This is a genomic window from Rhizobacter sp. P3_B12, assembly GCF_056402895.1.
In genome coordinates this window covers 1-10,642 of sequence record NZ_JBFUGN010000117.1, presented here as the reverse complement: position 1 = coordinate 10,642, position 10,642 = coordinate 1, and the positions used below count along the sequence as shown (strand labels likewise).

Genomic DNA, 10,642 nt, shown 5'->3' with positions numbered 1-10,642 from the left:
CTGCAGCACGAAGCGCTGCGCGTTGGTGTCGTTGTGGGTCCACTGGTGGATCACCGCGCCATCGGCGGTCGAGCTCGCGGCCAGGTCCATCACGCGGCCGGTGCCGACGGCGACCAGCTTGTAGCTGCCGCCGGCCTGCACCGTCAGGTCGAAGGTCTGCGTGACGGCCGTGCTGCAGGTGTTCTGCACGAAGGCGCCACCGTCGCTGCCGGGGGGAACCGCATCGACGCACTTGCTGCTCTGCACGTTCTTCAGCACGTAGCGGCCGGCGGTGACGGCGGGCACCGCGAGCGCGGCGGCCTGTTCATGGGCGGCGGATCCGGCGCCCGCGGACGGGGCGTCGCTTGCACCCCCACAGGCGGCGAGCAGAAGTGGCAGCAGCGGCGTCAGGCAGRCGAGCGCTGCCCGGTTCAGCGTGTTCATCGGCGTGTCCCCTCGTGTCGTGTGTGAGGGCCGCACTCTATGGAAGCGTTTCCATTTCACGCAAGCCACGACTCGATACAAGACCCGCGCCGAGGGCATTTGCCCGCCGACAGCAACCCATCGGATCACCCGATGGTTCTGTCGGATGCCGGGGGCTCAGGGGCGCTCGTCGCCGCCGTCGGGGCGCCGCGCAAAGCGCTGCGGCTCGGCACCGTGCACCGGCGCCGGGTCGTCCCAGGGCCATCCGCCGAACTCGGTGCGGCGGTAGTCGGTGAAAGCCTGTTGCAACTCTTGCTGCGTGTTCATCACGAACGGGCCGTACTGCGCGACCGGCTCGCCGATCGGCCGGCCCTGCAGCACCAGGAACTCGGCCGTCTCGGCGCCGTTGACCAGCTCGACCGGCGCGCCGGCGCGCAACTCGATGGCCGCGTGGCGGTCGACCGCGACACCATCCACCGTCACCGCAGTGCCGACGAAGAAATACAGCTTGCGCCGCGTGCCGTCGCCCWGCGCGGGCGGCAGCGTCCAGCGCGCGTGCGGTGCCATGCGCAGGGTCCAGATCGCGAGGTCGGCGCCGTCCTGCGAGGCCCATGAATCGGGTGGCGGCGCGAGCGGGTCGGCCACGCCCTCGATCCGGCCGGCGATGCAGACGACCTCGGTCTGCCGCCCGGCGTCGTCGGCGTGCAGGTGGTGCGGGATCTGCTCCGACCAGAACATCGTGAAATGCGGCGGCACCATCTTGTTGCGCGCCGGCAGGTTCAGCCAGATCTGGAACAGCTCGAGCCGGTTCGGCGCATCGCGCTTCAGCAGCGGGAACATCTCCGAGTGCACGATGCCGCGGCCAGCCGTGAGCCATTGCACGTCGCCGCCGCCGAAGCGCGCCATCGCGCCGAGCGAGTCGGAGTGATCGACCAGCCCGTGGCGCACGATGGTCACGGTCTCGAAGCCGCGGTGCGGGTGCGACGGAAAGCCCGGCACCGTCATGCCGTGGTACATGCGCCAGCCGTCGAGGCCGGCGAAGTCCTGGCCGAGGTTGCGGCCGGTCAGCAGCGCATCGGGGCCGAACTGCGCATTGCCGCGCGGGTAGGCGTCATCGTGGTGGACGCAGAAGAGGAACGGGTCGAGCGTTTCCCACGGAAAACCGAGGGCACCGACATGGAGGATGGCGTTTCCGGGCATGCGCCGCAGTGTCCCTCAAGCGCTCAAGCCGTGCTCGACTCCTGCTGCGAAAGCCGCACGCCGTTCTGCGCGATCGTCATCGTGCCGTCGGCGTCGACGTTCACCGGGCGGCCGTCGGCCAGGCGGTATTCGGATTCGCCGGTCGGCTCCCAGTCGCCGCCGAGGCCGGGCGCGGCATCGAGCCGGGCGAGGTGCTCGAAGCCGTGCACGACGTAGTCGCGTCCGTCGTCGCCGTGCAGGCGCAGGGTTTCGAGTTGATGCAGCCGCTTTTCCATGAGGTCTCCTTCAGCAGGAATCGGGCGGACCATTGAACTGCAAGCCGGCGCTGCAAGCCACCCCGGCGGCCAAGGCCGCGGGGCGGGAAGGGTTTCGCGGCCGGGGCGAGGCGGCCCGGCTGCAGCCGCAGTTCGAGCCCATGATCCGGCGATCGGTCGCAGCCGGCCGCCGCGGCGGCCGCGACTCCCTAAGATCCGGGCATGTCCGACAGCCCCGCCCTTTCTTCGACGCCCAGCCGCACCGACTGGACGCCGTGGCTCGTCTACGCCGCCGGCTGCCTGCTGTCGTGGCTGCTGTATGTGCTGGCCGGCACCGAGTTCCAGCGCGGCTTCTGGCAGCTGTGGGAGGCGGTCTACCAGGCCACGCTGCAGCTGTGGCCGGCGATGGCGCTCGGCGCCATCGTGCTGCCCTGGGTGCGCTGGCTGCAGGGTCGCACGCTGCGCACTGCCGCGGCCATCGCCTTGCATGCCGGCTGCGCGCTGCTGTTCGGCGCGCTGTGGCAGGCCCTCGACTTCGCGACCTCGCTGCTGCTGTTCGGTGCCGACCATGCGTTCGCGGTGTTCGCGCAGACGCTGCTGTGGCGCGCGATCTGGGGCGCCGTCGTGTACGCCGCGATCGCGACCGGCTTCACCGCGCTGCTCGAAGCGCGCCGTGCGCGTCGCGCCGCGCTGGCCGCCGCGCAGGCCGAATCGGCGCTCGCGCAGGCCGAGCTGGCGGCGATCACCGGCAAGCTGAACCCGCACTTCCTGTTCAACACCCTGAACACGCTGATCGCGCTGACCCGCAAGGATCCGCAGGCCGCCGAGGCCGCGTTGATGCGCTTCGCCGGCATGCTGCGCTACGTGCTCGACACCAAGCGCAGCGCGGCCGACCGCGTGGCGCTGGCCGACGAGGTGGCCTTCGTGCGCGACTACCTGGCGCTCGAGAGCCTGCGCCTGGGCGGGCGCTTGCAGATCGACTGGCAGCTCGACCCGGCGACGCTGCAGGACGAGATCCCGCCGCTGAGCCTGCAGCCGCTGGTCGAGAACAGCGTGCTCCACGGCGTGGCGCCGCAGCTGCGCGGCGGCTGCATCCGCATCGTCAGCGAGCGCAACGGGCTGAACCAGGGCCTCGACCTGACGGTGGCCGACGATGGCCCGGGCTGCGATCCGGCGCAGCTCGCGGACCCGGCCGACGGCCAGGCGCCGCGCACCGGCATCGGCCTGAACGCGCTGAAGCGCCGCTTCGCGCTCGACTACGACGGACGCGCCCGCCTGCGCGTGCACACCGCGCCCGGAGCCGGCTTCCGGGTGGACCTGTGGATACCGCAATGAAAGACATGACGAACGACATGACGAAAACGCGCGTGCTGATCGCCGAGGACGAACCGCTGGCCGCCGAGGCGCTGGCCGATTGGGTGGCGCAGATGCCGCAGCTCACGCTGGTGGCCACCTGCGCCGACGGCGTCTCGGCGCTCGCGCAGATCCGCGCGCTGCGCCCGCAGCTGGTGCTGATGGACATCCACATGCCCGGCCTGAGCGGCTTGCAGGTGCTGAAGGCGCTGGCGGAGGACGGGCCGCGGCCGGCCGTGATCTTCACGACCGCCTACGACGAGCACGCACTCGCGGCCTTCGAGCTGCATGCGGTCGACTACCTGCTGAAGYCGTTCGCGCGCGAGCGGCTGGTGGAGGCCGTCGAGCATGCGCTGGCCTCGGGTGCGGCGCAGTCGCAGGAGGCGGCGACCCAGGCGGTGCTCGCGCTGGAGCAGGCGCCGACCGAGCCGCTGATGCGCGTGCTGGTGCGCGACCAGGGCAAGATCTTCCCGCTGCATGTCGACCAGATCGAGTACCTGAAGTCCGACACCAAGTACACCGCGCTGGTCAGCCGCGGCCGCAGCTTCCTGGTGCGGCTGCCGATCGCCAGCTTCGAGCCGCGGCTCGATCCGGCGCGCTTCCTGCGGCTGCACCGAGGCTGCATCGTCAACCTCGATTTCGTCGACGCGATGACGCCCGACGAGAACTCCCAGCTGGTCGTGCAGATGCGCGACGGCACCCGCATCACGGCCAACCGCGACGTGTCGCGGCGGCTGCGGGAGCAATCGTTGTGAGCCCGCCGGGCCGCCCCAAGGGCGAACACCGGAGTGCGCAGCACGAAGGTACTCCAATGAGGGCGCTGCGGATCGGCTTCGGTGCGTTGCTGCTGGGTCTCTTCGGCCTGTTCGGTCAGGGCGTCCAGGCGCAGCCCGCGGCACCGGTCGGCCACCTGTATGCGCCCGGTGCGTTCGACCGGATCGACGTGGACGGCACCGCGCGCATCCGCATCACGCAAGGCGATCGAGACCAGGTCTTCGTCGCCGGCGACGATGCGGCGCAGCGGGCCATCGAGGTCGACGTGGTCAACGGCCACCTGCGCATCCGCGCGGCTGGTGGCTGGAAGTTCTGGCGCGAGGACCGGCCGGCGATCGAGGTGCAGGTGCGCAAGCTGAACCACGTGATGCTGTCGGGCGCGGGCGAGGTGCTGGCGCCGGGGCCGATCCGCGGCGACCAGCTGGTGATCGGCATCTCGGGGTCGGGCAGCGTGCGCTTCGACGAGCTCGCGGTGCGGCAGCTGAATTTCGACATCTCGGGCTCGGGCGACGGGCAGTTGGCCGGCCGTGTCGAGCAGTTCGAGCTGAACGTGTCGGGCCGCGGCAAGCTGGTGGCCGATCAGCTGCGCGCAGCCCGGGCGAGGGTGGCGATCAGCGGTGTCGCCAATGCCGAGCTGTGGGTGATCGACGATCTGCAGCTCGCGATCTCGGGCGCCGGCAAGGTGGACTTCTGGGGGCACCCGGTGGTGCGGCGCGCGGTGTCGGGGGTGGGGAGCGTCACGGCGCGGGGGGACAAGCTTCAGGACGTCGACTCACGTCGGTGATCTCCGTTTCACTGCCGTGAACCCCCATGCATGGCCGAGTGCTGTCGCAAAGGCTCGGCAATTGGACGCGTCGAGGATGTCGAGCAGGTCTGTCCTCGACATGGGAGGACTGCGGAATCGCTTCAGCATTGCATCGAGAACATCTGAGACCCAAGGTTCTGCAGCGAGCAACTCGGTCAGAACGACGCCAGGCTTCACGGGCCGAACGAGCGTTYCTTCGAAGGCAGCCGGGGGCAGGTGCTTGATATTGCCGGTGACGAGCAGAACCTCGCGATGGGCAGGGCTCGCCTGGCTGAGGCACAGGGCGCCCGCGGCGACGTGTGCATCCTTCGGATCGGTGGTGCCCCTGAAGCGCGACTCCAGGGCTTCACTGCTGGGCACCAGGGCATCCGGAAAAGCCTGATGCAGGTTGTCGAACAGCTTGTCGACGGCTTCAGGTTTGATACCGAACCTGGGTTTCAGCAGGTTCCGACGAACCTCGATCAGGACCTGCTCGCCCCAATGCACGCGAACAAGACCGGCATCTGCCATGTCCAGGAAGATGGCTCGCAGGTAGGCCGGGAGCAGGACGTTGGCATCCAGGTAGAGCAGGGGGACCTGATGGGGCACAGTCCAGCGCAGAGTTGGAGCGGCGGCAGCGACTACGCCTGTTTGGCGACCCAACGGCGTTTGGATCTCGATTTGGCGTCGGCCAGTTCCCGAGCCCGAAGGTCTTGCGTGGCGTCGGTGATGTCATCGAGCGCCGTACGGCGCGTCGCACGCATCTCCTGTTGAACGCGCTCCACCTCCGCGACGGGAATCCGTCGATGACCCGATTGCGTGCGCTCGACCCCATTGAACGTGCCGTTGTCGACGAGCCGCGCCACGTAGGGACGGCTCACATTGAGTCGATCTGCGGCTTGCTGCGTGGTCAACATCTGCGCAGCGGCATCGGGCAGCGACAGGTTCGAGGCTGGCCTGACGCGCAGCAAGACGGCCTGGACGTCTTCCGGGTCCGGTGTGTACTCCACGATCAGCCGACGATCGGCGAGCCCTTGCTGCCGAATCCGGACCGTCTCGACATGAACCTGTTCGAGCGGGGTCAACTGCTCACGCAGTTTCCGGACATGCCGGAGCGCATGCAGGATGGCCCCCTCAAGCGACTGAAGCTTGATCGGAGCCGGCTTGGGAGTCGGCTTGCTCGTGCGCATGGAGGCAGATTAGCACGCTCTCACCAGAATATCGAAAATATCGAAACGCATCCCGCGCCGGCGCGCTACCCCAAGCGATGCCTGACGACACCCCAGAACGACAAAGCCCGCACGACCTGATGTTCGTGCGGGCTTGCTGGTTTGGTGGCGCTTCAGGGATTCGAACCCCGGACCTGCGGATTATGATTCCGTCGCTCTAACCGACTGAGCTAAAGCGCCTGAGCCTCAGATTATAGCCAGGGTTTCGGGTGCTTTCGGCGCGTTGACCGACAATGCGTCACACACTCGCACGACACGCGAGTCCCACCCGAGTCGATCGCCCCCACGCATGTTCAGCTTCTTCAAGAAAAAGCCCGCGCCCGCCGACACACCGGCACCGGCCCTGGCACCGATCCCTGCACCCCCTGCCACGCCCGCCGTGGTGCCGCAGGCCGCGGCGGAGCCCGAGCGCCGCAGCTGGGTCGACAAGCTGCGCGGCGGCCTGCGCAAGACCGGCTCCAGCATCGCCCAGGTGTTCACCGGCACGCAGATCGACGAGGCTCTCTATGAAGAACTCGAATCGGCGCTGCTGATGGCCGATGCCGGCGTCAAGGCCACCGAATTCCTGCTCGACGACCTGCGTCGCCGCGTGAAGGAAGCCAAGGCCACCGACCCGTCGCAGGTCAAGGCGCTGCTCGCCGCGGCGGTGGCCGACCTGCTGCGCCCGCTCGAGAAGCCGCTGCGTGTCGGCGAGCACGCACCCACCGTGATGATGGTGGTCGGCGTCAACGGCGCCGGCAAGACGACCAGCATCGGCAAGCTCACGCGCCACCTCGCCGACAACGGCCAGAAGGTGCTGCTGGCCGCGGCCGACACCTTCCGCGCCGCCGCGCGCGAGCAGCTCGCGGTGTGGGCCGAGCGCGCCGACGTGCCGCGGCAGGCCGGCTCGGTCGACATCGTCTCGCAGGCCGATGGCGATCCGGCGGCGGTCAGCTTCGATGCGGTGGTCGCCGGCAAGGCGCGCGGCTGCGACGTCGTCATCGCCGACACGGCCGGCCGGCTGCCGACGCAGCTCCACCTGATGGAGGAGCTGAAGAAGATCCGGCGCGTGATCGCGAAGGCCCAGGAGGGCGCCCCGCACGAGGTGCTGCTGGTGATCGACGGCAACACCGGCCAGAACGCGCTGGCCCAGGTGAAAGCGTTCGACGATGCGCTCGGCCTCACCGGCCTGATCGTCACCAAGCTCGACGGTACCGCGAAGGGCGGCATGCTGGCGGCGATCGCGCGCGAGCGGGCGATCCCGGTCTACTTCATCGGCGTCGGCGAGAAGCTCGAAGACCTGCAGACCTTCAGCGCGCGCGAGTTCGCTCAGGCGCTGCTCGAATAACTTATCGAGGGCGGGGCGAGTTGCCCGAGCGAGGGATGTTGGCCGGCGCGGCGGATGCCAGCGGTGCCGGCGCCGAATCGATGTCGTCGAACCAGGTCGACGGCGGCGGCTCGCGCATCTCCAGCCCGTCGTCCTCGTCGACCTGGTTGCGGCCGACCGGCTGGTAGCCGGCGGTCGTCGACGGGGCATGCGTCGACGGCGTGCTCTCGCTCGACTTGCTGCCGAGGATGGCGTTGCGCGCACCGGTCGCGCTCGGCAGCGCGTCTTCGCGCCACACGTGCAGCGGAATGCCTGAGGCCTCGAGCACGCGGTCCATGCGGTTGTGGCGCTGCGAGGTGCGCTCCTTCTCCTGCGCCTCGGGCGCGCGGATGTCGACCACCGCGATGACCTGCGAGCTGCTGTCGCACACCACGAGATCGGCGCACAGCAACCCGACGCGGCGCAGCCACTCCGAATACGAATGCCGCGTCGGCACCTTGACGAAGCGCGCCAGCGGCACCTGCGCCAGGATGATGTGCTCCGGCAGCCCGCCGCGCAGCGCGAGGTAGGCCTTGCGCTCGGCGGTGGTCAGGATGCGGGTGGCCTGCGGCTGCCACGACTGCAGCGTGTCCAGCGCCTCCAGCGAGCGCGGCTTGTTGCGCTTGACGGCGGGCTTGGCGCTGGAGGTCTTCATCTTCCAGATCACCAGGCCGCCCACCAGCACCAGGGCGGCGATCAACAGCAATTCCATCTCGAGGTCCAGGTCCGTGTTGGAGTGCAGCGCAGACCTTAGCGGTCCGCGCGCGCGGGGTCAATCATTGTGCCGCCTGCCGGGCGGTTGCAGCGTGTTACCAACCCACCGGATCGGGGTGGGATGTGACAAGTCGTCTCAAGCGCGCGTCTCAAGCGCGCGTCTCAGCGCAGGCCGCCCGGGCCGCCCAGGCCCTTCATGCCGCCCATGCGCTTCATCATCTTCATCAGGCCGCCGCCCTTCATCTTCTTCATCATTCCCTGCATCTGCTCGAACTGGTTCAGCAGCCGGTTGACCTCCTGCACCTGCACGCCGGCGCCGGCGGCGATGCGGCGCTTGCGGGTGGCCTTCAGCAGCTCGGGCTTGCGGCGCTCCAGCGGGGTCATCGAGTTGATGATGCCCTCCATCCGACGCACGTCGCGCTCGGCGCGGTCCATGTCGGCCTGGCCCAGGTTGCCGGCCTTCGCGGTCATCTGGGCCGGCAGCTTGTCCATCAGGCCCGACAGCCCGCCCATCTTCTTCATCTGGCTGATCTGCGACAGGAAGTCGTTCAGGTCGAAGTTGTCGCCCGACTTCAGCTTCTCGGCCAGCTTCTGCGCTGCCGCCACGTCGACGCCCTTCTGCACCTCCTCGACCAGCGCGACGATGTCGCCCATGCCCAGCACCCGGCCGGCATGGCGCTGCGCGTCGAACACCTCCAGCCCGTCGATCTTCTCGCTGACGCCGGCGAACTTGATCGGCGCGCCGGTCACCTGGCGCACCGACAGCGCCGCGCCGCCGCGCGAATCGCCGTCGGTCTTGGTCAGCACGATGCCGGTCAGCGGCAGCGCCTCCTTGAAGGCCTTCGCGACGTTCACCGCATCCTGGCCCTGCATCGCGTCGACGACGAACAGCGTCTCGACCGGCTTCAGCTCGGCGTGCAGCGTGCGGATCTCGTCCATCAGCTGCTCGTCGATCGCCAGCCGCCCGGCGGTGTCGACCAGCAGCACGTCGAAGTAGTGGCGCTTCGCGTGGTCGAGCGCGGCGCGCGCGATGTCCAGCGGCTTGTCGGTGGCGCTCGACGGGAACCACTCGGCACCGGCCTGTTTCGTCACCACCTTCAGCTGCTCGATGGCCGCCGGGCGGTACACGTCGGCCGAGACGGTCAGCACCTTCTTCTTGCGCTTCTCGATCAGGTGCTTGGCCAGCTTGGCGGTGGTGGTGGTCTTGCCGGCGCCCTGCAGGCCGGCCATCAGGATCACCGCCGGCGGCTGGGCCGCGAGGTTGATGTCGGCGATGCCTTCGCCCATCGTCGCCGCCAGTTCGCGGTTGACGATGCCCACCAGCGCCTGCCCCGGCGACAGCGAGCCCACCACCTCGGCGCCGAGCGCCTTCTCCTTCACGCGGGCGATGAAGTCGCGCACCACCGGCAGCGCCACGTCGGCTTCGAGCAGCGCCATGCGCACCTCGCGCAGCATGTCGGTCACGTTGCTGTCGGTGATGCGCGCCTGGCCGCGCATCGTCTTGACGAGCCGGCTCAGGCGATCGGTGAGGGTGGAGGCCATGGGATCGGCGGGCGCGAAGGACGCGGCCCGCGAAAGTACACTGTGGACCATGAGTTTATCGCCCAGGGTTGCAACGCATTGAGCACGCCGTCGACATGGATGCTGTGGGTGCCCAGCGCGGCGGCCCTGCTGGGCTACGCGGCGGCGGTGCTGCTGAATGATCGCGAGACGGCGGGCGGCGGTGCCGCGCCGCGCCGCGCGCTGATCGCCGGCTGGATCGCGCACGCGCTGGCCATCGTGGTCGACATGGCCGGCATCGGCAGCGCCGTCTCCGGCGCCCGCTTCGGCTTCGCGCCGGCGCTGTCGGCCACGCTGTGGCTCGTGATCGCGGTCTACGCGGTCGAGAGCCGCTGGGTGCCGCTGCCGGGCGTGCGCCGCTGGCTCGGCCTGCTCGGCGCCGCGGCGGTGGTGCTGGCGGCGATCTTCCCGGGCGAGTTCCGGCCGCAGGCGGTGTCGGCCTGGGCGCCGCTGCACTGGGCGCTGGGCATCGCGTCGTACGGCCTGTTCGGCGCCGCGGTGCTGCATGCGGTGATGCTCGACACCGCCGAGCGCCGCATGCGTTCCAACCTGCGTGCCGCCRCGAACGCCGGCATGCCGCTGCTGCAGCTCGAGCGCCTGACCTTCCAGTTCGTCACCGCCGGCTTCGCGCTGCTGTCGGCCACGCTGCTGCTCGGCTGGTGGTTCTCCAACCCCTGGCGCTGGGACCACAAGGCGACGCTGTCGGTGCTCGGCTGGCTGGTGTTCGCCGGGCTGCTGGTCGGCCGCCAGGCGCTCGGCTGGCGCGGCCGGCACGCGATCCGCTGGCTCTATGCCGGTGCGCTGCTGCTGCTGCTCGCCTATGTCGGCTCGCGCTTCGTGTTCGAAGTCGTCCTGCACCGCACGACCGCCTGAGGGCCGCATGGGAAAGTTCATCGTCCTGCTCGTCGTGGTGTTCCTGATCGTCTGGCTGGTGCGCGGCGGCCGGCCGGGCCGCTCGGCCGCGCCGCCACCGTCGGCGCCGCCGCCGCCCGCGAACGCCTCTGCCACGCCGGACACCATCGTGGCC

The 10,642-nt window shown here is 69.6% G+C and carries 12 protein-coding genes and 1 tRNA gene; 5 read left to right on the top strand and 8 right to left on the bottom strand.

Going from position 1 to position 10,642, the window contains the following annotated elements:
- The 3 genes from AC1D01_RS09240 to AC1D01_RS09230 all read right to left on the bottom strand — a co-directional run.
- On the bottom strand, positions 1 to 423 hold a 423-nt coding region (locus AC1D01_RS09240), incomplete at its 3' end, for an RICIN domain-containing protein (RefSeq protein ID WP_477865750.1).
- Positions 424 to 579: 156 nt separating this feature from the next.
- Positions 580 to 1,602 carry a pirin family protein gene (locus AC1D01_RS09235; protein WP_477865749.1) on the bottom strand — a complete coding sequence of 341 codons (1,023 nt, stop codon included), beginning with the start codon at positions 1,600 to 1,602 and terminating at the stop codon, positions 580 to 582.
- A 23-nt stretch (positions 1,603 to 1,625) separates the two neighbouring features.
- On the bottom strand, positions 1,626 to 1,877 hold the full coding sequence (locus tag AC1D01_RS09230; protein ID WP_477865748.1) for a hypothetical protein: 252 nt from the start codon (positions 1,875 to 1,877) through the stop codon (positions 1,626 to 1,628).
- 201 nt (positions 1,878 to 2,078) lie between these two features.
- Between AC1D01_RS09230 and AC1D01_RS09225 the strand changes: the two genes are divergently transcribed.
- The 3 genes from AC1D01_RS09225 to AC1D01_RS09215 are packed head-to-tail and all read left to right on the top strand — an operon-like array spanning position 2,079 to position 4,767.
- Entirely contained in the window at positions 2,079 to 3,191 is a 1,113-nt protein-coding gene (locus tag AC1D01_RS09225; protein ID WP_477865747.1) for a sensor histidine kinase, read from the top strand.
- Positions 3,188 to 3,964 carry a LytR/AlgR family response regulator transcription factor gene (locus AC1D01_RS09220; RefSeq protein ID WP_477865746.1) on the top strand — a complete coding sequence of 259 codons (777 nt, stop codon included), beginning with the start codon at positions 3,188 to 3,190 and terminating at the stop codon, positions 3,962 to 3,964. Before AC1D01_RS09225 ends, AC1D01_RS09220 begins: the two co-directional genes overlap by 4 nt.
- A gap of 56 nt (positions 3,965 to 4,020) precedes the next feature.
- Entirely contained in the window at positions 4,021 to 4,767 is a 747-nt protein-coding gene (locus tag AC1D01_RS09215) for a head GIN domain-containing protein (RefSeq protein ID WP_477865745.1), read from the top strand.
- Here AC1D01_RS09215 and AC1D01_RS09210 read toward each other — a convergent pair.
- The 3 genes from AC1D01_RS09210 to AC1D01_RS09200 all read right to left on the bottom strand — a co-directional run bounded on the left by AC1D01_RS09210 (position 4,756) and on the right by AC1D01_RS09200 (position 6,176).
- The gene (locus tag AC1D01_RS09210) at positions 4,756 to 5,376 is read right to left on the bottom strand and encodes a hypothetical protein (protein WP_477865744.1); all 621 of its coding nucleotides are present in this window, start codon (positions 5,374 to 5,376) and stop codon (positions 4,756 to 4,758) included. The two genes, AC1D01_RS09215 and AC1D01_RS09210, sit on opposite strands and share 12 nt — an antisense overlap.
- 32 nt (positions 5,377 to 5,408) lie before the next feature.
- Positions 5,409 to 5,957 carry a helix-turn-helix domain-containing protein gene (locus AC1D01_RS09205; RefSeq protein WP_477865743.1) on the bottom strand — a complete coding sequence of 183 codons (549 nt, stop codon included), beginning with the start codon at positions 5,955 to 5,957 and terminating at the stop codon, positions 5,409 to 5,411.
- 142 nt (positions 5,958 to 6,099) lie between these two features.
- Positions 6,100 to 6,176: transfer RNA gene (locus AC1D01_RS09200), tRNA-Met, on the bottom strand.
- A 109-nt stretch (positions 6,177 to 6,285) separates the two neighbouring features.
- Here AC1D01_RS09200 and ftsY point away from each other — a divergent pair.
- Positions 6,286 to 7,323 (top strand): signal recognition particle-docking protein FtsY, encoded by a 1,038-nt coding sequence (gene ftsY / locus AC1D01_RS09195; RefSeq protein ID WP_477865742.1) that lies wholly within the window; start codon positions 6,286 to 6,288, stop codon positions 7,321 to 7,323.
- 1 nt (position 7,324) lies between these two features.
- Here the strand turns inward: ftsY and AC1D01_RS09190 are convergent, their stop codons facing one another.
- A complete protein-coding gene (locus AC1D01_RS09190; protein WP_477865741.1) occupies positions 7,325 to 8,053 on the bottom strand; it encodes a DUF2726 domain-containing protein in 729 nt (242 codons plus the stop codon).
- 164 nt (positions 8,054 to 8,217) lie between these two features.
- Entirely contained in the window at positions 8,218 to 9,597 is a 1,380-nt protein-coding gene (ffh, locus tag AC1D01_RS09185) for a signal recognition particle protein (protein ID WP_477865740.1), read from the bottom strand.
- Positions 9,598 to 9,675: 78 nt separating this feature from the next.
- Between ffh and AC1D01_RS09180 the strand changes: the two genes are divergently transcribed.
- On the top strand, positions 9,676 to 10,488 hold the full coding sequence (locus tag AC1D01_RS09180) for a cytochrome C assembly family protein (protein ID WP_477865739.1): 813 nt from the start codon (positions 9,676 to 9,678) through the stop codon (positions 10,486 to 10,488).
- Positions 10,489 to 10,642: the final 154 nt, after the last annotated feature.

Coding starts and splice junctions, on each gene's coding strand:
- ftsY (WP_477865742.1), top strand. CDS start 6,286: ATGTTCAGCTTCTTCAAGAAAAAGCCCGCGCCCGCCGACACACCGGCA.
- AC1D01_RS09205 (WP_477865743.1), bottom strand. CDS start 5,957: ATGCGCACGAGCAAGCCGACTCCCAAGCCGGCTCCGATCAAGCTTCAG.
- ffh (WP_477865740.1), bottom strand. CDS start 9,597: ATGGCCTCCACCCTCACCGATCGCCTGAGCCGGCTCGTCAAGACGATG.
- AC1D01_RS09230 (WP_477865748.1), bottom strand. CDS start 1,877: ATGGAAAAGCGGCTGCATCAACTCGAAACCCTGCGCCTGCACGGCGAC.
- AC1D01_RS09190 (WP_477865741.1), bottom strand. CDS start 8,053: ATGGAATTGCTGTTGATCGCCGCCCTGGTGCTGGTGGGCGGCCTGGTG.
- AC1D01_RS09225 (WP_477865747.1), top strand. CDS start 2,079: ATGTCCGACAGCCCCGCCCTTTCTTCGACGCCCAGCCGCACCGACTGG.
- AC1D01_RS09215 (WP_477865745.1), top strand. CDS start 4,021: ATGAGGGCGCTGCGGATCGGCTTCGGTGCGTTGCTGCTGGGTCTCTTC.